The sequence below is a fragment of the Clostridium sp. CM038 genome, assembly GCF_055081105.1.
The window spans coordinates 452,432-476,142 of the sequence record NZ_CM143651.1; the positions used below are offsets into that span (position 1 = coordinate 452,432).

23 protein-coding genes are annotated in these 23,711 nt (G+C 32.5%); 21 read left to right on the plus strand and 2 right to left on the minus strand.

The window, feature by feature from the left end; genetic code table 11:
- Positions 1 to 190: 190 nt before the first annotated feature.
- The 5 genes from ACWJKS_RS02035 to ACWJKS_RS02055 all read left to right on the plus strand — a co-directional run bounded on the left by ACWJKS_RS02035 (position 191) and on the right by ACWJKS_RS02055 (position 5,112).
- Positions 191 to 514 (plus strand): rhodanese-like domain-containing protein, encoded by a 324-nt coding sequence (locus tag ACWJKS_RS02035; protein WP_216302225.1) that lies wholly within the window; start codon positions 191 to 193, stop codon positions 512 to 514.
- Between the two features lie 96 nt (positions 515 to 610).
- Positions 611 to 3,091, plus strand: coding sequence for a CoA-disulfide reductase (locus tag ACWJKS_RS02040; protein WP_462960329.1), 2,481 nt, complete (start codon positions 611 to 613; stop codon positions 3,089 to 3,091).
- A gap of 254 nt (positions 3,092 to 3,345) precedes the next feature.
- On the plus strand, positions 3,346 to 3,798 hold the full coding sequence (locus ACWJKS_RS02045; RefSeq protein WP_165414309.1) for a DUF134 domain-containing protein: 453 nt from the start codon (positions 3,346 to 3,348) through the stop codon (positions 3,796 to 3,798).
- Between the two features lie 112 nt (positions 3,799 to 3,910).
- The gene (locus ACWJKS_RS02050) at positions 3,911 to 4,738 is read left to right on the plus strand and encodes an Mrp/NBP35 family ATP-binding protein (RefSeq protein ID WP_216302223.1); all 828 of its coding nucleotides are present in this window, start codon (positions 3,911 to 3,913) and stop codon (positions 4,736 to 4,738) included.
- Between the two features lie 17 nt (positions 4,739 to 4,755).
- On the plus strand, positions 4,756 to 5,112 hold the full coding sequence (locus ACWJKS_RS02055) for a NifB/NifX family molybdenum-iron cluster-binding protein (protein WP_165414307.1): 357 nt from the start codon (positions 4,756 to 4,758) through the stop codon (positions 5,110 to 5,112).
- 81 nt (positions 5,113 to 5,193) lie between these two features.
- On the opposite strand, the gene ACWJKS_RS02060 is transcribed toward ACWJKS_RS02055, so the two are convergent.
- Together ACWJKS_RS02060 and ACWJKS_RS02065 are read right to left on the minus strand one after the other, a co-directional pair.
- Positions 5,194 to 6,612: an IS1182 family transposase gene (locus ACWJKS_RS02060; RefSeq protein WP_268064117.1), complete on the minus strand. Its 1,419-nt coding sequence runs from the start codon at positions 6,610 to 6,612 to the stop codon at positions 5,194 to 5,196.
- 279 nt (positions 6,613 to 6,891) lie between these two features.
- The gene (locus ACWJKS_RS02065) at positions 6,892 to 7,335 is read right to left on the minus strand and encodes a DUF2383 domain-containing protein (protein WP_462960330.1); all 444 of its coding nucleotides are present in this window, start codon (positions 7,333 to 7,335) and stop codon (positions 6,892 to 6,894) included.
- Positions 7,336 to 7,686: 351 nt separating this feature from the next.
- Here ACWJKS_RS02065 and ACWJKS_RS02070 point away from each other — a divergent pair, with 351 nt between their 5' ends.
- The 16 genes from ACWJKS_RS02070 to gltS all read left to right on the plus strand — a co-directional run bounded on the left by ACWJKS_RS02070 (position 7,687) and on the right by gltS (position 23,642).
- Entirely contained in the window at positions 7,687 to 8,613 is a 927-nt protein-coding gene (locus ACWJKS_RS02070; protein WP_309550960.1) for a GntR family transcriptional regulator, read from the plus strand.
- A 34-nt stretch (positions 8,614 to 8,647) separates the two neighbouring features.
- Positions 8,648 to 9,061: a methylaspartate mutase subunit S gene (gene glmS, locus ACWJKS_RS02075; protein WP_216302221.1), complete on the plus strand. Its 414-nt coding sequence runs from the start codon at positions 8,648 to 8,650 to the stop codon at positions 9,059 to 9,061.
- 20 nt (positions 9,062 to 9,081) lie between these two features.
- Positions 9,082 to 10,476: a methylaspartate mutase accessory protein GlmL gene (gene glmL / locus ACWJKS_RS02080; RefSeq protein ID WP_216302220.1), complete on the plus strand. Its 1,395-nt coding sequence runs from the start codon at positions 9,082 to 9,084 to the stop codon at positions 10,474 to 10,476.
- 20 nt (positions 10,477 to 10,496) lie between these two features.
- Positions 10,497 to 11,954, plus strand: coding sequence for a methylaspartate mutase subunit E (locus tag ACWJKS_RS02085; protein ID WP_216302219.1), 1,458 nt, complete (start codon positions 10,497 to 10,499; stop codon positions 11,952 to 11,954).
- A gap of 56 nt (positions 11,955 to 12,010) precedes the next feature.
- Positions 12,011 to 13,252, plus strand: coding sequence for a methylaspartate ammonia-lyase (locus tag ACWJKS_RS02090; protein ID WP_216302218.1), 1,242 nt, complete (start codon positions 12,011 to 12,013; stop codon positions 13,250 to 13,252).
- A gap of 91 nt (positions 13,253 to 13,343) precedes the next feature.
- Positions 13,344 to 14,186, plus strand: a complete 843-nt coding sequence (locus tag ACWJKS_RS02095; protein WP_216302217.1) for a fumarate hydratase — start codon at positions 13,344 to 13,346, stop codon at positions 14,184 to 14,186.
- Between the two features lie 24 nt (positions 14,187 to 14,210).
- A complete protein-coding gene (locus ACWJKS_RS02100) occupies positions 14,211 to 14,768 on the plus strand; it encodes a Fe-S-containing hydro-lyase (RefSeq protein ID WP_216302216.1) in 558 nt (185 codons plus the stop codon).
- Between the two features lie 32 nt (positions 14,769 to 14,800).
- Entirely contained in the window at positions 14,801 to 15,064 is a 264-nt protein-coding gene (gene citD, locus ACWJKS_RS02105) for a citrate lyase acyl carrier protein (RefSeq protein WP_462960331.1), read from the plus strand.
- A 12-nt stretch (positions 15,065 to 15,076) separates the two neighbouring features.
- On the plus strand, positions 15,077 to 15,949 hold the full coding sequence (locus ACWJKS_RS02110) for an HpcH/HpaI aldolase/citrate lyase family protein (protein ID WP_462960332.1): 873 nt from the start codon (positions 15,077 to 15,079) through the stop codon (positions 15,947 to 15,949).
- Between the two features lie 50 nt (positions 15,950 to 15,999).
- Entirely contained in the window at positions 16,000 to 17,538 is a 1,539-nt protein-coding gene (citF, locus tag ACWJKS_RS02115; RefSeq protein WP_216302213.1) for a citrate lyase subunit alpha, read from the plus strand.
- A gap of 168 nt (positions 17,539 to 17,706) precedes the next feature.
- The gene (gene citC / locus ACWJKS_RS02120; protein WP_216302212.1) at positions 17,707 to 18,750 is read left to right on the plus strand and encodes a [citrate (pro-3S)-lyase] ligase; all 1,044 of its coding nucleotides are present in this window, start codon (positions 17,707 to 17,709) and stop codon (positions 18,748 to 18,750) included.
- Positions 18,751 to 18,757: 7 nt separating this feature from the next.
- Positions 18,758 to 19,267, plus strand: coding sequence for a citrate lyase holo-[acyl-carrier protein] synthase (gene citX / locus ACWJKS_RS02125; RefSeq protein ID WP_220320362.1), 510 nt, complete (start codon positions 18,758 to 18,760; stop codon positions 19,265 to 19,267).
- Entirely contained in the window at positions 19,260 to 20,135 is an 876-nt protein-coding gene (citG, locus tag ACWJKS_RS02130; RefSeq protein WP_462960333.1) for a triphosphoribosyl-dephospho-CoA synthase CitG, read from the plus strand. Before citX ends, citG begins: the two co-directional genes overlap by 8 nt.
- Before the next feature lie 33 nt (positions 20,136 to 20,168).
- Positions 20,169 to 21,407: an ATP-binding protein gene (locus tag ACWJKS_RS02135; protein ID WP_220320364.1), complete on the plus strand. Its 1,239-nt coding sequence runs from the start codon at positions 20,169 to 20,171 to the stop codon at positions 21,405 to 21,407.
- Positions 21,408 to 21,409: 2 nt separating this feature from the next.
- A complete protein-coding gene (locus tag ACWJKS_RS02140; protein WP_216302208.1) occupies positions 21,410 to 22,279 on the plus strand; it encodes a response regulator in 870 nt (289 codons plus the stop codon).
- Positions 22,280 to 22,433: 154 nt separating this feature from the next.
- Positions 22,434 to 23,642: a sodium/glutamate symporter gene (gltS, locus tag ACWJKS_RS02145; protein ID WP_216302207.1), complete on the plus strand. Its 1,209-nt coding sequence runs from the start codon at positions 22,434 to 22,436 to the stop codon at positions 23,640 to 23,642.
- Positions 23,643 to 23,711: the final 69 nt, after the last annotated feature.

The window sequence follows — 23,711 nt, forward strand, 5'->3', positions numbered from 1 at the left end:
TAAAATAGTGAAATAGTTTGGTACACGAATAACTTTCGTGTATCTTTTTTTATTAAGTGGTTAAAAATAAATACTTAGTGAAATTTGAAATTTCTATTGCTTTTTATTTTATATATGTTATTGTATTATTATAACGTAATATTAAGATATAATAATATATAAATATAAATTTTCTAGGGAGGCTTAAACTATGTTTAATTCAAAGGTTAAAAATGTCAGTGCAGAAGAGGCATATAAGCTTATAAGTGGTGATAAAGAACTTATTATTTTAGATGTTAGAACTAAAGAGGAATATGATAATGGTCACATTCAAGGAGCAAAACTTGTTCCAGTTCAGATTCTTCCTATGAAACTTGCTGAATTTGATAAGTATAAAGATAAGCCGGTACTAGTTTATTGTGCATCTGGTGGAAGAAGCCCAAGAGCAGTGGATATTTTGGAAAGCAATGATTTTGAAAATATTTACCATCTAGGTCGTGGAATATCTTCTTGGAGATACGGTCTAACTAGATGATGCTCGGATAATATCCACATGATGTTAAGTATAAAATTAAAGATGAAATAATAATAAAGTTAGTAAACCAATTAAAAGAATAAGAGGGGGATATTTGTGATAAAAAAAATATTAATTGTAGGTGGCGTAGCTGGTGGAGCTTCAGCCGCCGCAAGGTTACGACGACTAGATGAAAATGCAGAAATAATTATGTTTGAGAGAGATGAATACATTTCTTTTGCAAATTGTGGGCTACCTTATTATATTGGTGAGGTAATAAAAGAAAGAGATAAGCTTTTAGTACAAACACCTGAGAGTATGAAAGCTAGATTTAACATAGATGTAAGAAATAACAGTGAGGTAACGTCCATTAACACGGGCAAAAAGGTTGTAACAGTTAATAGTAAGGCTAAAGGCACTTATGAAGAAAGTTATGATTATTTAGTGTTATCACCAGGAGCAAAAGCAATTAAACCTAATATAGAAGGTATAAACAATAAAAGAATATTTACTTTAAGAAATATACCAGATACTGATAACATTAAAACATATGTGGATAAAAAAGGTATTAATAGTGCGGTAGTTATTGGTGGAGGATATGTTGGTGTGGAAATGGCTGAAAACTTAAAAGAAAGAGGTCTTAAGGTTACTCTAGTAGAAGCAGCACCTCATATAATGGCTCCTTTTGACACGGATATTGTTGTAACCGTCGAAAAAGAAATTTCAGATAACGGTGTAGAAATAATTTTGAATGATGGAGTTAAAGCCTTTAAAGATACTGAAGATGGTGTTGAAATAGCTTTAAATAGTGGTGCAAAATTAAGCGCTGATATGATTATATTGGCAATAGGCGTATTCCCTGATACTGGATTTGCGAAAGAAGCTGGTATTAAAGTAGGCCCTAAGGGTCATATATTAGTAAATAATAAAATGGAAACTAGTGCAGAGGGAGTATTTGCAGTAGGTGATGCTATTGAAGTTGTAGATTTTATAAACAAAACAAATACTGCAATACCACTAGCTGGTCCTGCAAATAAGCAAGGTAGAATAGCAGCCGATAATATAGCTGGTTTAAAAACTACATATAAGGGAACTCAGGGTACTTCAATTATAAAGGTATTTGGTTTAACAGCCGCAAGTACAGGCAATAATGAAAGAACTTTAACAAGACTTAATATCCCTTATAAAGTTATATTTGTACACCCTGCAAGTCATGCTTCCTATTATCCAGCAGCCCTTTCAATGACATTAAAACTTATTTTTAATGATGAAGGTAAAATACTCGGAGCTCAAGGTGTAGGTTACGATGGAGTGGACAAGAGAATAGATGTACTTGCTACAGTTATTAGACTTGGTGGAACAGTAACTGATTTAACTGAATTAGAACTTTCATATGCACCACCTTTCTCATCTGCTAAGGATCCAGTAAATATGGCCGGTTTTGTCGCTGAAAATGTGTTAGCAGGAAGAGTGGATGTATTAACCACAGATCAGTTTATAGACTACGATAAAGAAAATGTTACGGTATTAGATGTTCGTACCGAAATGGAATTTAATAATGGACATATTGAAGGCGCTATAAATATTCCTGTAGATAGTTTAAGAGAAAGAATTGGTGAACTTGACACAAACAAAGAAATTATTGAGTATTGTCAGGTAGGATTAAGAGGATACGTAGCTGCAAGAATTTTAGCTCAAAAAGAATTTAAGGTTAAAAATTTAACTGGGGGATATAAATCAGCTTCAAGTTTAGATTTTAAACCAAATAAAGCTAAAATTAAGAATATACCCAAAAATCAGAGTTTAGATTTAGATACTCAAGTTATAAAGGATGAAGTGGCTATAAGCGTTGATAATTATGATAAAACTCTCGATGCTTGTGGACTATGTTGTCCTGGACCGTTAATTCAAGTTAAAGCTAGCATTGACGATTTAAATGAAGATCAAATATTAAAAGTAACAGCAACTGACCCTGGATTTTATGAGGACATTAAATCTTGGTGTAATAAAACAAATAATGAATTAATAGATTTAAGAAAAGAAAAAGGTATGGTTTACGCATTTATAAAAAAAAACAATAATAATCTTACAAAAGTAAATAAATCATTTTCCTCAGATATAGTGGAAAAAAATAATAAAACAATGGTAGTTTTTAGTGGTGATTTAGATAAAGCTATTGCAGCATTTATTATCGCAAATGGAGCAGTTGCAATGGGGAGTAAAGTTACCATTTTATTTACCTTCTGGGGTCTTAACATCATACGGAAACCTGAAAAAGTATCTGTAAAAAAAGGTTTAATAGATTCAATGTTTGGAGTTATGATGCCAAGAGGAAGTAAGAAACTTAAACTTTCACAAATGAACATGATGGGAATTGGAGCTAAAATGATTCGATCAGTAATGAAGAATAAAAATATAAGTTCTCTTGAGGACTTAATAAAATCAGCGATTGATAGTGGAGTGGAAGTGGTAGCCTGCTCAATGTCCATGGATGTTATGGGAATTACAAAGGAAGAACTTATTGATGGAGTGAAAATTGGTGGAGTTGGTTATTACCTAGGCCAAACTGAAGATTCAAATGTAAATCTATTTATTTAATAATATATAAAAAGTGTCTATCATATAAGATACATTTTATTTTTATGATCATACTTTTTTTAATTATACTAATTGTAATTTCAACCTATAAATATTCGTATTTTAATTGTATCTTCAACATGTTAAGAAAAAAAATATATATTAAATATTGTTGTTTGACATTAATGGCAAAAGGATGTAAAATTTATTAGCATATGCCACCAATTAAGAATATTTAAGAACTTAAAAAAGTATATGAAATAAGGAGAATATTAATGGCAAGACCAGTTAAGGATAGAAGGGTGGAAAATTTACCGCAATATACATACTTTGTACCTGCAGGTAGAAGGAAATGTGAAATTGAAGAAATAATTATAAAGGTTGAAGAGTTTGAAGCCATGAGGCTTAAAGATGTTGAAGAACTAAATCAGGAAGAATGTGCAAAGAGAATGCTAGTTTCAAGACAAACTTTTCAAAATATAATTGATAGCGCACGAAAAAAGATTGCTATAGCTTTAATAGAGGGAAAAGCAATAAATATAAGTGGTGGAAACTATACGAGGAATATATGTCAATTCAAATGTGCATCCTGCGGTTATACCTATGAAATAAAGTATGAAGAAGATAGAAAAATTTGTCCATCATGTGCTTCGCAGCAAGTTACTTGTAATAAAAGAAGCAGTTTTTGTCATGGACAATGTAATAAACAGACAACAGATGATAAATAGTTTTATAAGTTTTTACTTAAAACAAATCTATGTTTATTGGCATTTGACAACAATAAATAATAGTATTATAATATAAATGGCATATGACAAATAAAAAGCGAGGTGATAATGCATGGCTGATTGTAAAAGTTGCCCATCAAATGGTGAGTGTGATAATAAAGATACATGTAGCATAGAAAACAATCCATTAAACAAAGTTAAAAACATTATCGGCGTCATGAGTGGTAAAGGCGGCGTGGGTAAATCAACAATATCTGCGCTTATTGCGCATGAACTTAATAAAAAAGGTTATAAGGTCGGTCTTATGGATTCGGATATTACAGGCCCAAGTATACCAAGGTTGTTAGGTATTAAAGATGTTAAACCTGTAATGAGTGAAGCGGGTATTATACCAGTTAGAACAGTTGAGGGTATTGATGTTATTTCAATGAACTTTCTTGTGGAGAATGAAGAGGATCCAGTTATTTGGAGGGGGCCCGCAATTTCTGGGGTTGTTAAGCAGTTTTGGACTGACGTTATATGGGGAGAGCTTGATTATTTAATTATAGATATGCCTCCTGGCACAGGAGATGTTGCTTTGACGGTAATGCAATCAATACCAATTACAGGTATAGTAATGATTTCAACGCCACAGGATTTAGTGTCTATGATTGTTGGGAAAGCAATCAATATGGCCCGTAAACTTAATATAAATATATTAGGATTAATAGAAAATATGAGTTATATTATTTGTCCAGGATGCAGTGAGAAAATAAAAATCTTTGAATCAGATAACATAGATGAATTCTTAAATAAAAATGACCTAGATTTGCTTGGCGAAATTCCGATGTGTAGAGAAATTGTTAATATTTCTAACAAGGGAGAATACAACCTAAATCCTGAATTATCAGAAATAGCTGAAAATATTATTAATAAAATTATTAATAATATAAAAAAATAGAAATGGAGGTGAACGATATGAAAATAGCAATACCTAGTAATGGCAGTATGGTAAATCAACATTTTGGAATGAGCAAAAGTTTCGTAATTGCGACAGTAGAGGACAAAAAGATAGTAAACATTGAAGAAATATCTGCAGTAGAGCTTGCACATCAGCATCAAGGCTTGGCAGACCTACTTACAAAGCACGGAGCTACAGTAGTTATTACTGGAGGAATTGGTGGGGGAGCAATTAGCGGTCTACAGCAGAATGGCCTTGAAGTGATAAAAGGAGCATCTGGAGAATATAAAAAGGTTATTGAGGAATATATTAATGGAACGTTAGAAGATAAAAATGTAGTATGTAATCATCACGGTGAACATCATCACCAATAAAGAAAAAGGAGCACAATTGTGCTCCAGGTTGTTTACAAACCCAGTATAATTTTTTTATTATACTGGGCCTTTTACATGCAATTATGCGATAGCATTTTGAGTTATGGATAAATTTAAAATAACAACTATCTTCTTAGTTAGAAAATCAAAAAACAGTAAAGATAGCAGGCTAGCTATCTTTTTCATATTCTGCACTGCTGCTGTAAGCAGACACTGCTCTTGCACATTTTCTAATCCACGCATATGGCAATAGCGAAGCCCATGCAGTTGTTTTGAATCTGCGAAGCTTCGCTCTATAGTTTCTTTTCTTCTTCTATATATATTTCTGCCTTTATCTGTTCTGGTGAACTTTACAACATCTTCTTTATACGTTTCCCAAACATGTCTTCTAATAGTTTTAAACTTGCTTTTTGCAGAAAAGCATTGAGCTCTATTTGGACATATCTCGCAATATTTTGCATTACCAACATATTCTTTATATCCTTCTCTTGTTGTCGTTTTATAATGTAAAGCCCTTAAGTCAGGGCATACGTAAATGTCCTGCTCTTTAACATATTGGAATTTATTTTTTGTGTACATTCCTTTTGTATGTGGAGACCTACGGTATCCCATTACAGATTTTAATTCCCTCTCATATAGTTCTTTACATATAAGATTTGTAGCATAACCAGCATCTGCACCAACATATTTTGTATTAAAATTAAACTTTTTTATTTGCACATCTAATCTATCGATATAAGGATCAACATCATTTATGTTTCCAGGAGTAACATACACATCAGTAATTATATTATGTCTGCTATCGACAGTTCTGTGATCTAAATATGAGAAGCCTTCCGGCTTGCCATCTCTCATCATATATCCACTGTCGGGGTCGGTTGTGCTAACTTTAGTTTCTTTTATTTTGGTAACAGGTTCTTTTTCCTTTAAAGGTTTTTTACCATGGTTTATTCTATCTTCTTCCACTGCTTTATTAAGTTCAGCTACATATTCTTTCGGCGTTTTTTCAACTTCAATTTTCACAAGCTTTCGCTTATTAGCATTTGCTTTTAGGTGTGTAGAATCTGTGTAAAGTATTTTACCGGTTACCATCTTAAGATTTATAGCCTTAAATACTACTTCGTCAAATATTTTTTGAAACACATCTGTACCTTTAAACCGTCTACGTCTATTTTGGCTAATTGTTGAATGATCTGGAATAGGATCAGTAAGACTTAGTCCTAGAAACCATCTATAAGCCACATTTACTTCAATGTCCTTTACAAGTTGTCGTTCAGATTTTATTCCAAATAAGTACCCAATAAACAGCATTTTAAAAAGTATAATAGGATCTACGCCAGGTCTTCCATTATCTAAGCAGTAATATTTTTTAGTCAGTTCTCTTATAAAAGAGAAATCCATGTATTTATCTATATTTCTCAGAATATGGTCTTTAGGAACTAAATCTTCTAAATACACCATTTCTAGTTTTTGTTGTGTGAAGTTCTTTTCATTAATCATAATAATGCCCTCCGAATTATAAAGTTTGTATCCTATATATATTCGACATTGATGTCCTAAAATCCTTTTTGAATATGAAAAAAACACTCCAATTTTAAATTAGAGTGTTTTACATTTTATGTTTGTCAACGGTCTGGAGCACAATTGTGCTCCTATTGTTATTTACTAAAAAATGCAGAAGTCATTTTAAAAAGTCTAATTAAATTCTGCTATTATATTATTAATATGAAATATTGGACTAAGTGTATATTAGGCCAATTTTATTTTTTTGGAATATTACTATACATCGTTTGAAGTATTAATAAGATTATTTATTGAATTAATATTATTTTGATATTCGGTTATGATAGTGTTTAATAGTTCAAAGTTGTTAGGAGCATCACTACCAGCAAGTAATTCATTAACAAATTTTATTCCCATGTATTCTCCTTGGACTGCTTCTTTAAGATAACTAGCAGTATCAGTAGTACCAATATGTTTTATATTTGATATAGTTTCTGCTACGACACCTTGGATTCCTATACCATTTGATGGATTACCACCAAGATCCTGTATTTTAGTAGAAATTTGGGTGGTATGTTGCTTATGAATTTGTTGTATTTTTTGTAGTTCACTTTTGGTATTAGCATCATTAGCATGCTCAATTAGGTCATCAAAACTGTTAACAGCCATGTATTCGCCTTCCAGAATAGAATTCAAATTTTTAATGTTTTCACTATTCATATTATCAACTCCTTAACATTTATTTTGCCCAAATAGATCATGCTTATTAAAAAAAATAGAAATAAGAATATATTATATAAAAAGTTAGATATAGTATTTTATTACGTTTACAGACGAATAGTGTTACGTTTACATGGAAATAGTATTAAATCTAAGAACAAGTTAGATAATTGTGTCTAATTGCTCTAAAATACGGAAAACGCAACTAAATGCTCGTAAAACAGCGATTGAAGTGGATTGGTCCATATAGTATAATAAATCTTGTAATGGATTAGTCCATTAATCCAATATGCTTTAGGAGGAATTTTTATTAATATCGAAATAAACAAAAAAAATGGAATACCACTTTATATTCAAGTTAAAAAACAAATTATGGATGAAATAAAAAAAGGAACTCTTAAGGTTGGAAGAAAAATGCCTACAGAAAGAGAATTGTCTGCGAGATTAAAAGTAAGTAGAAACACTGTAAGCACTGCATATAACGACTTGGAACAAGATGGGGCGTTAAAATCCTATCAAGGAAAGGGAACTTTCGTAGTTGAAGAATCTATATCTTGGGAAAATCTCGATATTGAAAATAAAATAATGAAATTCATTGATTTAGGATTAGAGGAAGCTCTAGAAATTGGAATGAAACCAGAAGAATTTCTAGATTTAGTAAATCAAAGGGTAAATGAAAAAAAACAAATAATGGATAAAGTAATAGCAATATATATAGAGTGCAACATAGAACAAGCTAAGATGTTTAGTAAGCAACTTAGTAAAAATAGTAATATGGATGTAATGTTCTTAATGGTAAATGATTTACGAAAGATGGACAAGCTAACTAAAGATAAGATTGAAAGTGCTGAGTTTATAATAACCACATTTAATCACATTAATGAAGTTACAAATTTAACTGAGGGGCTTAATAAGGAAATTTTAGGTGTTGCAATTACTCCAAATTTAGAACCAATAGTTAAAATAGCTAGATATGGTGAGAATACAAAATTTGGATTTGTATGTATCTCTGAAGAATTTATTTTTAAAATAAAAGGAGCTTTAGAAAAGGCAGGATTAGCTGATGCCAATATAAAATTCTCAAATACTACTGATGACAATGAACTTAAAGATATAATCCGAGAATCAGATGTGATGATAGTATCACCAGGCAGATATAAAGATGTTAAAAGTAAAAATCCCAACAATAAGGAAATAATTGAATTTCTATATAGTCTAGATGAGGGTTCAGTAAAAGCGCTTAAGTCAAAGATTATTGAAATAAAGTTCAAAAAATAATGTGTTAAAAAATTATTTAGGAGGCTTTTAAAAAATGGAAAAAAAGACTTTAATTTTAGGAGTAATAGGTTCAGATTGTCACGCGGTTGGTAATAAGATTTTAGATTATGCTTTAACGGAAGCTGGTTTTAATGTTATAAACATAGGAGTGCTTTCGCCACAAGAAGATTTTATAAATGCAGCTGTTGAAACTAATGCAGATGCCATAATAGTATCTTCTCTTTATGGACAAGGAGAAATCGATTGCAGAGGCATGAGGGAACAATGTGATGAAGCAGGATTAAAGGGTATATTACTTACTGTAGGCGGAAATATAGTTGTAGGAAAACAAAATTGGGAAGATGTGCACAGTAGATTTAGTGCAATGGGATTTGATAGAATATATCCACCAGGAACAACACTCGAAACAACAATACATGATTTAAAAGAAGATTTGAAAATATTATAAAATCAATAGGAGTGATATAAGTGGATGCATATTTGCTTGTAGATTTTGGAAGTACATATACGAAATTAACTGTTGTAGATATAGCAAAAGAAGAAATAATTGCTACGGCTAAGGACATAACGACAATTGAAGACAATATAATGATCGGTTATGAAAAAGCCTATGCAAAAATAGAACCAATATTAAAAGACAAAAATGTTAATCTTATTAATAAATTAGCATGCTCCTCAGCCGCGGGAGGCCTTAAAATGATAGCCATTGGACTAGTACCAGATCTAACTGCAGAAGCTGCTAAAAGAGCAGCACTTGGAGCTGGAGCTAGAGTATTAAAAGTATATAGCTATGAATTAACATTGACTGAAATTGAAGAAATTAAAAATTCAGACTTAGATATAATACTTCTTGCAGGTGGAACTAATGGTGGCAATAAGGAATGCATTATACACAATGCAAAAATGTTAGCTGACAATGGAGTTAAATTACCAATAGTAGTAGCTGGGAATAAAGTAGCAAGTGATGAAATAAGACAAATACTCACTGACGCTAAAATGTATTTTAGCATTACTAAAAATGTAATGCCAACTTTGAGTAAACTAAATGTAGAGCCGGCTAGAGAAGAAATTAGAAAAGTCTTTATGGAAAAAATTATTGACGCTAAAGGGCTAAGTAATGCAGAAGATTTAGTGAAGGGTATTTTAATGCCAACACCAGCGGCCGTTTTAAAGGCAGCTACGATACTTAGTGAAGGCAGTGATGAAGAAAAAGGTCTAGGAGATTTAATAATTATCGACATTGGTGGAGCAACAACGGATGTACATTCTATAGCAGAGGGAGAACCTACAAAGTCTGGCGTTTCAATAAGAGGCCTAGAAGAACCTTTTGCAAAAAGAACTGTTGAAGGTGACCTTGGTATGAGATACTCTGCAGTTTCTTTGAGGGAAGCGGCCGGTAGCAGAAAAATCAGAAAGTACTTAGGGGACACAGAAAGAAAAATTGATATTGAAGCAAATTGTAAATATAGAATAGAGCATATAAAAATGGTTCCTACAACTAAGGAAGAAATAGAATTTGATGAGGCTATGGCGAAAGTAGCCACAGATATATCTATGGAAAGACATGTAGGTACTGTGGAACACACAAACACTCCTATGGGAGCTATGTACACTCAAACAGGAAAAGATCTTATGGAAGTAAAGTATATGATAGGTACAGGTGGAGCATTAATACATAGTGATAATCCACAAGAAATTTTAAAAGCGGGAGCCTTTAGTGCAGAGAATCCAACGTATTTAAAGCCGCGGGATGCAATGTATTTGATTGATAAAACTTATATATTATCTGCAATGGGATTATTGTCTCAAGATTACCCAGACAAAGCTGTTAGAATCATGAAAAAGTATTTAGTAAAAGTATAATTAATTAGGAGGTAATTTCAGTGGAATTAAGAAATAAAAAATGGACGGATGAAGAGTTCTTTGAGGTTAGAAAAGAAGTAGTAAGTCAATGGCCAACAGGTAAAGAGGTAGATTTAAAAGAAGCTGTAGAATATAACAAGAGAATCCCAGAGCATAAAGACTTTGCAAAAAAATTAATAAAAGCTAAAGAAGAAGGAGTAACACTCGCGCAACCAAGAGCAGGTGTTGCGTTAATTGATAAGCATATCGAATTATTAAAACACTTAGAGGAACAAGGCGGAGCAGATTTACTACCAACTACAATAGATAGTTATACAAGACTGAATAGATATGATGAATGTGAAATTGGAATACAAGAAAGTTTAAAGGCGGGAAGATCTTTACTAAACGGATTCCCAGGAGTTAATCATGGAGTTAAAGGTGGTAGAAAAGTTTTTGAAGCTGTAAATTCTCCATTGCAAGCAAGACACGGAACTCCAGATGGAAGATTATTAGCTGAAATCACTCATGCTTCAGGTTGGACTTCAAATGAAGGAGGCGGTATTTCTTACAATATTCCATATGCTAAAAATGTAACTTTAGCAAAATCAGTTTTAGATTGGCAATATTGTGATAGACTTGTTGGGTTTTATGAAGAACAAGGAGTCTCATTTAATAGAGAGCCTTTTGGACCATTAACAGGAACTTTAGTGCCACCTAGTACGTCAAATGCAATTGCAATAATTGAAGCTTTACTTGCTGCAGAGCAAGGAGTTAAAAACATTACAGTTGGATATGGTCAGTGCGGAAATTTAATACAGGATGTTGCAGCTATAAGAGCATTAGAAGAGCAATGCGACGAATACTTAAAAGCTAATGGATATAAAGATATATATTTAACCACGGTATTACATCAATGGATGGGAGGCTTCCCTGAAGATGAAGCGAAAGCTTTTGGAGTTATAGCTACGGGAGCTGCAACGGCAGCACTTGCAGGAGCAACAAAAGTAATAGTTAAAACTCCTCATGAGGCTATAGGAATTCCTACTAAAGAAGCTAATGCTATGGGAATAAGATGTACAAAGATGGCTTTAAACTTATTAAAAGGCCAAAGGATGCCTATGTCTAAAGAGTTGCAAACAGAGATAGAAGTAATAAAGGCTGAAACAAAGTGTATGTTAGATAAGATGTATGAAATCGGAAAAGGCGATTTAGCTATAGCGACAGTTAAAGGATTTGAAATGGGAATTATTGATGTACCATTTGCACCAAGTAAATATAATGCTGGTAAAATGATGCCTGCAAGAGATAATAATGGAGCGATAAGATACCTGAAATTTGGGAATCTACCATTTACACAAGAATTGAAAAATTTCAATATGAAAAAACTTGAAGATAGAGCAAAATTTGAAAACAGGGATATAAGCTTTCAAATGACTATAGATGATATATTTGCAGTAGGAAAAGGTGTACTTATAGGAAGACCACAGAATAAATAAATGTATAGATGAATCAAAGTTACAAAAAAAAAATTATAGAAGGACAGGTGTATATTATGAAAATTATTGATGTAGTGTGTTCAACAGGAAGAACAGGATTTTATTTTGACGACCAAAGAGCTATAAAAAAAGGTGCAGACCATGATGGATTTACATATGTAGGTGCGCCAGTAACAGAAGGATTTACATCAATTAGACAAGCTGGAGAGTCAATATCAGTAATGATTATACTTGAAGATGGTCAAGTAGCTTACGGAGACTGTGCAGCAGTACAATATTCAGGAGCCGGTGGAAGAGATCCATTATTCCTTGCAAAAGATTTTATACCAATTATAGAAAAAGAAATAGCACCAAAATTAATAGGTAGAGAATTAGAAAGCTTTAAATCACTCGCAGAAGAGTTTGATCACATGTTAGTTAATGGTAAAAGGCTTCATACAGCAATGAGATACGGAATAACTCAAGCTATTCTAGATGCTGTCGCAAAAGCTAAAAAAGTAACTATGGCAGAGATTGTACGCGACGAATACAAAACTGGAGTAGATATCAAGAGAATTGATATTTTCACACAATCAGGTGATGATAGATATGCAAGTGCAGATAAAATGATAATAAAAGGTGCAGACGTAATGCCTCACGCACTTATAAATAACGTAGAAGAGAAATTAGGGCTTAAGGGTGAAAAATTACTCGCTTATGTTGAATGGTTAAAAAATAGAGTATTAAAAATAAGAACTAGCGAGAGTTATAATCCAATATTCCACATAGATGTATATGGAACAATAGGACTAGCTTTTAATAATGATATAAAAGCTATGGCAGATTATATAGCAACACTCGAAGAAGCTGCAAAACCATTCAAGTTAAGGATAGAAGGACCTATGGATGTTGAGCATAGAGAAAGACAAGTTGAATCGTTAGCTGGATTAACAGCAGAACTTGATAATAGAAAAATTAATGTGGAACTAGTTGCAGACGAATGGTGTAACACATATGAAGACGTAGTGTTATTTGCTGATAAGAAAGCGGGCCACATGCTTCAAATAAAAACTCCAGACTTAGGTGGAGTTAACAACATAATTGAATCAATACTATACTGCAAAAAGCAGGGCCGTGGAGCATACTGTGGTGGAACATGTAACGAAACTAACAGATCTGCAGAAGTTTGCACAAACATAGCTATTGCTTGTGGAGCAGATCAATGCTTAGCAAAACCAGGTATGGGTGTAGATGAAGGTTACATGATAGTTAACAATGAAATGAATAGAGTTGTAGCTTTAGTTAATAGAAAAAAATAAGAAGAATAATGAATGAGGGGTAATTGGAAAAGGCGGTTTATTTAAACTGCCTTTTCCAATATTAGATGTTGAATTAAAAAGGAGAATAACAATGAAAGAAATAAATGTAGCTGAAATAACAAAAACCGTAAGAAATTTATGTATAGATGCTAATTACTATCTTTCTGATGATATGAGAAACAAATTAACAAAGGCTAGAGAAGAGGAAACTTGGGATATAGCTAAAGGTGTTTTAGATAAGATTTTAATAAATGTAGATATAGCTAAAAATGAAAAAATGCCAATGTGTCAAGATACAGGGATGACTTGTGTGTTCATAGAAATTGGTCAAGATGTTCATATAGTAGGAGGCAGCCTTTACGAATCTATTAATAAAGGCGTAGCCGCAGGATATGAAGATGGATTTTTAAGAAAGTCAGTAGTTAAAGACCCAATAGACAGAGTAAATACAAAAGATAACACTCCAGCAGTTATATATTATGATATAGTTCCAGGAGATAAGTTTAAAATAACTGTAGCTCCAAAGGGCTTTGGCTCAGAAAATATGAGCCAGATTAAAATGCTAAAACCTTCAGATGGTCTTAAAGGGGTTAAGGAATTTATTCTAAAAGTAGTAAAAGAAGCTGGTCCTAACCCATGTCCACCAATAGTTGTAGGTATAGGATTAGGTGGGACTTTTGATAAGGCAGCTAATCTCGCTAAAAGAGCAGCGATTAGACCTACTGAAGAGGCAAACTCAAATCCTTTCTATGCAGAACTTGAAAAAGAGCTTACGCAGGAAATAAATAAGCTTGGTATAGGACCTCAAGGTTTTGGTGGAAGAACTACCGCATTAGCTGTTAATATTGAAACTTATCCAACTCATATAGCGGGTCTACCAGTTGCGGTAAATATAAACTGCCATGCGGCAAGACATGCGAGTAAAGAGTTATAATAAGGATAAGGGGAGGAAAATGTTATGGAGAAAAGAATAACTACGCCACTTACAGAAGATAAGGTTAAAGCTTTAAAGGCAGGAGATAGTGTGCTATTATCTGGTGTTGTATATACCGCTAGGGATGCAGCTCATGCAAGACTCGTGGATCTTATAGATAAGGGAGAAAAACTTCCGATGGATATTAAAGATGCGGTCATATATTATGTTGGACCAACTCCAGCAAAGCCTGGAAGGGCCCTTGGATCAGCAGGGCCAACTACAAGCTATAGAATGGATGCTTACACACCAAAGCTTTTAGAAAAAGGATTAAAGGGAATGATAGGTAAGGGATTAAGATCACAAGAGGTTGTGGACTCTATGATTAAAAATGGTGCTGTATATTTTGCAGCCATTGGCGGAACAGCGGCTCTAATAGGTAAATGTGTAAAAAAAGCAGAAATAGTAACCTATGAGGATTTAGGTTCTGAAGCTATAAGAAGACTTGAGGTAGAGGATTTACCTATAGTTGTAGTAATAGATAGTGAAGGTAACGATCTATATAAACAAGGACAAAATGCTTATTTGGAAAGTGTAAAATAAATTTGATTTAAGTTATAGTGTGAGGTGATACCATGGAAATTAATAAACCAGCAAAAGCCGGAACAATGGAATCTAACGATATATATGTAATGCTTATGCCTAACCCTAAGGGCGGTATTGAAATAAATCTTCAAAGTATTGTTATGAAACAGTTTGGGGAAGAAATAGAAAGAGTAATACGGGGTACACTTAAGGGATTAAAAGTAGAAAATATTATAGTAAATGCTCAAGATAAAGGTGCATTAAACTATACAATAAAAGCTAGAATAGAAACAGCTATAAAAAGAGCTCAATAAGAGGTGATGTATATGAAAAGGTCGAGAAGAACTATGCTATTTATGCCTGGTAATACTCCAGCGATGCTTCAGGACGCAGGAATTTTAGGCGCAGACTCAATTATATTAGATTTAGAGGATGCTGTAAGTCTAACAGAAAAAGACAGTGCTAGAATTTTGGTAAGCGAAGCAATAAAAAATGTAGATTATAGTAATGTAGAAGTGGTAGTTAGGGTAAATCCATTTTCTACTGAATTTGCACAAAAGGATATTGATATAATTGCAAGAGTTAAACCAGATACATTGATGATACCGAAAGCTACAGAAGAAGAACTAAAGGCTATAAATGAAATACTTACAAACATAGAAGCGCAGGAATGTTTTGCAAAGGGAAGTATAAAGCTAATTCCAATAGTGGAAACAGCCTATGGAGTTGAAAATGTTTATAACATAATAAAATCTTGTGATAGGATAGTAGCTGTTTTACTTGGAGGAGAGGACTTAACTTCAGATTTAGGTATAAAAAGAACCAAAGAAGGAGAAGAAGTTTTCTATGCAAGGAATCGAGTAGCAATTGCATGTAGGGCAATGAAGGTGGATTCTATTGATACTCCATTTACAGATACTAACGATTTTGAGGGATTATCAAAAGATACGTTTAAAGCTAAAAGCCTAGGATTCACAGGTAAAGCAGCAATAAATCCAAGACAGATTGATACCATTCATTCTGTATACGCTCCAACTTCAGAAGAAGTAAAATACGCCAAAAGAGTCCTAGAGGCTATGGAAGAAGCAGAAAAAGAAGGAAAAGGAGTATTTTCCCTAGATGGGAAAATGGTAGATGCTCCAGTTATAAATAGAGCTAAAAACACAGTAGAATTAGCAAAGCTTTTAGGCCTTATATAAAAGCTTTTTTTTAAGCTACTTTAGTGGATTAGTTAATTGAGGTGATAGTAATGAAAAATATACTAGGTAGAGAAATACCAGAATATATAGAAGGTTATGGAAAAGTAACCCCTTTCGAAGGTGCATTTAAACATGTTGGCATTAAAATGAAAAAAGAAGTAAAAGTAAACTCTGTAACTCCTAGTGACGAAAAAGTTTTAAGTAGTATAGAGGAAGTTTTAGAGAAGGTTTCATTAAAAGATGGTATGACAATTTCATTCCATCATCATTTAAGAAATGGAGATCATGTATTAAATTTGGTGGTGGATGCTATTGCAGAAAGAGGAATAAAGAATATTACCTTAGCAGCAAGCTCTCTGTTCCCAAACAATGTGCCTTTAATTGGGCACATAAAAAACGGTGTAATTACTAAAATAGTGACTAATTATATGTCAGGTCCTGTGGCACAAGAAATTTCCAGAGGAATATTAAAAACACCAGTTATAATGCATACCCATGGTGGACGTGCTAGAGCAATAGAAAGTGGAGATTTGCACATAGACGTAGCTTTCATTGCAGCACCTACAGCAGACACATATGGAAACATTAATGGATTGTATGGAAAATCAGCCTGCGGAGCCCTAGGTTATGCAGTATCAGATGCGCAGTGTGCAGATAAGGTAGTGGCAATAACAGATAATTTGGTACCTTACCCTACTTGCCCTATAGAAATAAGTCAAATATATACAGATTATATTCTAAAGGTAGATTCCATTGGTGATCCAGCTGGAATAGTATCAGGTACTACAAAAATCACTAAGGATCCAGTGGGGCTTAAAATAGCTAAAATGGCAAGTGATGTTATGGTTGCGTCAGGGCTTGTTAAAAATGAAATGTCATTTCAAACAGGCGCAGGTGGGATTTCTTTAGCTGTAGCTGCAGAATTAAGAAAGTATATGAAAGAGAATGGTATAGTTGGTAGCTTTGCGTCAGGTGGAATAACTGGATATCTTGTAGATATGTTTAAAGAAGGATTATTTAGATCATTATTTGATGTGCAGTGTTTTGATTTGCAAGCAATACAATCTTATGTAAGTACTCATAAACATCAAAGAATGTCTGCTTCCATGTATGGAAATCCAGATAACAAAGGTGCAGTTGTAAATAACCTAGACATAGTCATATTAGGTGCTACAGAAATAGATACAAATTTTAATGTTAATGTTACCACTGGTTCAGATGGGGCTATCATGGGTGGTTCTGGGGGCCATAGTGATACAGCAGCAGGAGCTAAGCTTACAATAATTGTTACACAATTAACGAAGGCAAGACTTCCAATTATAAAGGATAGTGTAACTACGGTAACAACTCCAGGAGAAAGTATTGATGTTATTGTAACAGAAAGAGGAATAGCCGTTAATCCAAAGAGGACGGACATAATTGAGAAATTAAAGAAAACTAATCTTCCTATAATGACGATTGAAGAGATGAAAGCAATAGCTGAAAAAATGACAGGTAAACCAAAAGCAATTGAACTTTCGCAGGAAATAGTTGCAGTTATAGAATATAGAGATGGTTCGGTAATTGATGTGGTTAGAAGACCACTATAATGCATAAAATAAAGCTGAAAATAATTATTTTCAGCTTTATTTTATTTATATTAAACGTTGCAATGGTAAACCTATATATATTGGATTTTATCGCATAATAAAGATATAATAGAGTGTAGCGATAATATATCTTCGGGGGGACCAGAAGCTTTCATAAGGAGGATTTCTATGTATGGATTTAACGCTGAAAGAATTAATCTAAAGGATGAAGATGAGGTAAAGAAAGTAAAAGATTTTTTGCAAACATTTGGACTACTACTTGATGATAATGTGGATTATACCATTGTTATTAGAAAAAATGAAGAGATTAAAGCCACTTGCTCTAAGTCGAAAAATGTATTTAAATGTTTTGCAGTTTCAGATGATTTAAGAGGAGAAGGGGTATCCGCTATATTGATGGGAACATTATCGGATAAGCTTTTTGAGGAAGGAATTTATCATAGTTTTATATTTACTAAGGTAGAAAACACAGATATATTTACGTCGCTTGGGTACAAACTTGTGCATAAAATAGAAAATGTAGCTCTACTTGAAAGTGGGATATATGATATAAAAAAGTATTTAAATGATATGCAAGAGGAATACGATATAGATGCAGATATTCAGAAGTCAGCGATAGTTATGAATTGTAATCCATTCACATTAGGACATAAGTATTTAATAGAAGAGGCTGCGAGGCAAAGCACAGAAGTCCTGGTATTTATAGTTGAAGAAGATAAATCTTCATTCCCATTTATCTATAGATATGCTATGGTTAAAGAAGGTGTTTCCCATTTACATAATGTACGGGTGATTAAAGGGGGAGAATATATTATTTCGGAAGCTACTTTTCCATCCTATTTTTTAAGAAAAGAAGATGTAATACTAAAGGCATATACAACACTCGATGCATCAATTTTTGGAAAATATTTTTGTGAAACTCTAAATATAACTAAGAGATTTATAGGAAAAGAGCCTTATTGCATCGTTACAAACGCTTATAATGAGGCTTTAAAGGAAATACTACCCACCTATGGGGTAGAAGTTGTAGAGGTAAAAAGAAAAGCGCTTATGGGAGATATTATCAGTGCCTCAAAGGTTAGAAAATTAATTAAGGAAGACAAAATAAGCCATATTGAACATATAGTACCTAGTTCAACGTGGGAATTTTTAAATACTTTGGTAGGAAAGGAGATAATGCGGAAAATAAGGCTCAGCGATTCTCCGCATTAATTACGATATGTATACAGCAGAAGATATATTGCTAGCAAGAGAAAAAAGAATTGAATATCAAGAAGAACTAGTGAAGAGATACAAAATGCCAATATTGGTTGTTAGGGTTAACTATCCAGGCATAAACAAGGATAATCATTATTCACAAGAAATAACTGTGATTATGGATCAAATAATTTGTAAAATGCTTTCTGATTCTATTAATTATAAAAAAATAGTTACAACTGCAGAAGGTCCCATTGTGATTATGTGCATAAATAAGAAAGCAAGGGACATTAAATCGATGACACTTAATTTAGAAGATAATCACATTTTAGGAAGATGTGTAGACTTAGATGTATATGATGAAAAAGGTAGAAGTATTAGTAGAAGGGATTTCGGGTTAGATATGAGAAAATGCTATATCTGTGAAGACGTAGCTCATAATTGTGTAAGAAGCAAAAAACACAACAAAGAAGAAGTTGAAGGATTTATTAAAAGTAGATTTGCAGAATATGGGGAGAAATTTTATGAATAATAAATATTTAATATCCCATGAAGCGTTTGTTATAGCAGGGTACGCAATTGAAGCAATGCTATGTGAAGTGGCGGCATATCCGTCACCTGGGTTAGTGTCATCTATATCAAAAGGGGCTCATATAGATATGGATCACTATTCTTTTATTAAAAGCACCTCGGCTCTAAGTAAGTATATGGTATTGTTTGCGCAGGAAGGATATTCAAAGAGAACTCCCAAAGAAATATTTAAGGCTATTCGAAATATAGGAATAGAAGCCGAAAAAGAGATGTTTAAGGCTACCAAGGGTGTAAACACTCATAAAGGTATGATTTTTCTTTTAGGTATAAGTTGTGCAGCCGTGACAAAAGTGATGTATGATAAGAAAAATTTTGAGGAAATTCAAAATATAATAAAGCAAATGACTAGAGGGCTTGTTCAGGATGAATTATTTTATATGAATAAAGATAAAGTCACAAGCTATGGAGAAAAATTATTTTTAAAATATAATGTAGAAGGAATAAGAGGGCAAGTAGAGAGAGGCATTCCTCTAGTTTTTGATTATTCTCTTGGAGTATATAAGGAAAATAAAGCTCAAAAATTAAATAGTAGGTTAATACATACCCTCATATCCATCATGCAACATTGCGAGGATTCGAATGTTCTTCACAGACATTCAATGGATACGTTAAAAGAAGTAAAGGAAAAGGCAATTCATATAATCTCTTTAGGTGGAATGGCTACAGAAAGTGGTAAAGCGGCAGTAGAAGAATTGGACAAAGAATTTACAAAAAGCAACATAAGTCCAGGAGGATCAGCAGATTTGCTAGCCGTAACTGTATTCTTTAATTCTGTAGAGGAATATTTGAGTCTTAACAGAATCTCGTAATTGATTACAATATTTACCTGTTTGGAGGGGTATATGCTAAAGACAAAGAAATATATCGTCATATCATTAATTGTATCTCTATTCGCAGAAATATATTTTTACCCATTAGAAAGTCAACTAAAATTTTCAGTAGGGGTAATTATTTTCAACTTAAGTATACTTATAATGGACGATATGTCAGAATTGAGAATGGCATTTTTATCTGGCTCACTAATATTCGTAATGAGGAATATTTTTGGAATAGTATTATCACAGTATGGAATTATAGATATAATAGCTTCTAATTTTCCTTCGCTAGTATATTATTTAATCTATGGTGCTTTTATTAATATTACTAAAGTTAGAAAATATAAAGACCGTATAGTTAATACAATTTTATTATTAACATTAATAGATTCGATAAGTAACATATTTGAAGCTATTATGCGAAATGGCATTAATTTATATATTATAAGAATCATATTTTTGGTAGGATTTATTAGGGCGGTTTTATCTTACCTTGTTTACCTCACTTATATTAAACAAAAATTATTTATCATAAATAGTGAACATCAGAAGAGATATACAGAGCTCAATTTATTAATTTCGAATATACATGCAGAAATGTTTTATTTAAAGAAGTCTATGAAAGATATTGAAAAGGTGATGTCAAAAAGCTATTGTTTATATGAGACTTACAAGTATAATGATGATTTAAGAGAAAAAACGTTGGACATCGCAAGAGAGGTACATGAAATAAAAAAAGATCATTATAGAATTTTAAAAGGATTTGAATCACTTATAGATAATTTTGAAAATCAAGATGAAATGACACTCTCAAGTATTTTTACTATTATTAATGATAATACAAGCAGATATATAAAAGAAGGCAATAAAGAAATAATAATAGCATTCCAGTTTAAAAATGATTTTACTATTAGGGCTTATTATAATTTATTTATTATTCTTAATAATTTAATAATTAACAGTATAGATGACTGTGAAAATGAAGGGTTCATTAAAATATCTGAAAAAGAAGATGAAGGTAATATATATTTTGAAGTAACTGATACAGGGAATGGAATTGATGAAGAGATTCTTCCTTATATTTTTAATCCAGGGTTTACTACAAAGTATGATAATATAACAGGAAAAGCATCTACGGGTATCGGACTTTCACATGTGAAAAATATTATTGAAGACTTAGGAGGAGATATAGAGGTAAAATCAGATAGAGTGACGGGTACTACATTTATATTGAAAATACCTAAGAACTCATTGAATGGAGGATAACTGTGGGAAAAAGTTTTTTGATTATTGATGACGATGTTAATATTAGAAAAATGCTAGGCCTTTTAATAAAGAAAAATAACCTTGGAAAAGTTATTTGTGAAATAGATAGTGGTGAAGATGCTGCGCAAGACATTATATTCTATAGCCCGGATATAGTGCTTATTGATTTTTTGTTACCTACAATGGATGGAATTGAAATAATTAAGGATGCTAAGAAGAAAGGGTATAATGGTAAGTTTATTATGATATCTCAAGTTGAGGATGAGTTATTGGTATCAAAAGCCTATGAAAATGGAATAATTTTTTTTATAAGTAAACCTATAAACAGTATAGAAGTTACTAATGTTATAAGAGGGATATGTCATAATATTGAGCTTGAAAATTCGTTAGCACTTATAAAAAGTGCAGTATCAAGCTTAAATAATGATAAAAGTATAACAAAGGAATTATTTTTGGATGATCAAATAACTAATATTTTTGCCGATATAGGTATTACAGGTGCTGTAGGGAGTAATGAGCTAATAAAAATTATACATAAAATAATAGATTTTAAAAAAAGGAATCCATCATCTACATATCAGCTACAAAAAATATACAGTGAAATCGCACAGGAGGAATATGGAGATGTAAACATAAATAAAAAGGCATTAGAACAGAGGATTAGGAGAACTATTCAAAAGGCCTTAAAAACTATAGCAGAGATCGGTTGTGATGATTATAGTAGTAGTATTTTTATGGAATATAGCACATTATTATTTGACTTCAAGCAAGTAAGGCAGGAAATGAGACATATAAACAATGATACAAATGAGCCCGGCAAAATAAATACAAAAAAATTTATTGAAAGCATTATTACCAAATTAAGCTCATAAGTATTCAAAACATAGTCCTATAGATAACAAAAAAATACTAATAATATAAAAAGTTAATTTATTTGTGCAAGAGTTCGTAGTTTTGTGTAGTTATTTGTATAATTTGCTTATAATATATAGTATATAACAAAAACATTATCAGGAGGTACAAGAAATGAATTTTAAATTAGATATGATTCAAGCAGTGGCAGTGGCAGTTATCGTTCTATTTACAGGACAAAAAATTAAAAACAAGTTGACTTTTTTAGAAAAGTATTGCATACCAGCACCAGTGATCGGAGGATTGATTTTTGCAATAATCACATTGCTACTAAAAGTAAGTAATATATTGGTTTTTGATATGGATATAACGCTACAAAAATTATTTATGACAGCGTTCTTTACAACTATTGGGTTTACTGCAAGTCTTAAATTACTAAAAAAAGGTGGAAAAGGAGTTTTTATTTTTTTAGGATTATCCGTCGTAATTGTAGTTCTTCAAGATATTACAGGAGTTGCACTTGCTAAGATGTTTGGTCTAAATCCACTTATAGGTCTTTCAACGGCATCAGTACCTATGGTAGGTGGACATGGAACTGCAGGTGCCTTTGGTCCAATATTTGAAAAAGCAGGTGCAGTAGGTGCTACCACGGTAGCAATGGCATCAGCAACCTTTGGCTTAATTATGGGCAGCGTTATTGGAGGGCCTATAGGGAAAAAATTAATTGAAAAAAATAATCTTTCATATCCTATGAAAACGGTTAATTCAAATGTGCATGAAGAGGCAGCAACAACCAAAGAAGACACTGTAAAACATCTAATTCCCGAGAAGTTTATGGGAGCTGTATCTCAGATTTTATTAGCTATGGGGCTAGGTACAATTATATCAACACTTCTAGAAAAAACAGGGATAACTTTTCCACCATACATTGGTGCTATGTTTGCAGCTGCAATTCTTAGAAATATATCTGATTCTACAAATGCATATAGAATCCATATAGATGAAATCGATGTCATAGGGGGTATTTCATTATCTTTATTCTTATCTATGGCGTTAATGGGATTGAAATTATGGCAATTAGCAGATTTGGCTTTACCTCTAATAGTAATGTTATTTGCTCAGACCATTTTAATGGGGTTATTTGTATATTTCATAACGTTTAATGTTATGGGAAGAGATTATGATGCAGCGGTAATGGCCTCTGGTAATTGTGGATTTGGTATGGGCGCTACACCAAATGCAATGGCAAACATGGGGGCTATGACAGCAAAATATGGGATTGCTCCAAGAGCGTTTTTTATAGTTCCGTTAGTTGGAAGTTTATTTATAGATTTTTGTAACGCTGGAGTAATTACAATGTTTATGAATTTTTTTGTGAAATAATAGATATTTAAATTGTACATATTAAATAATTTTGGAAACTAAGCTTATTTGCTTGAGTGTTCCTAATAA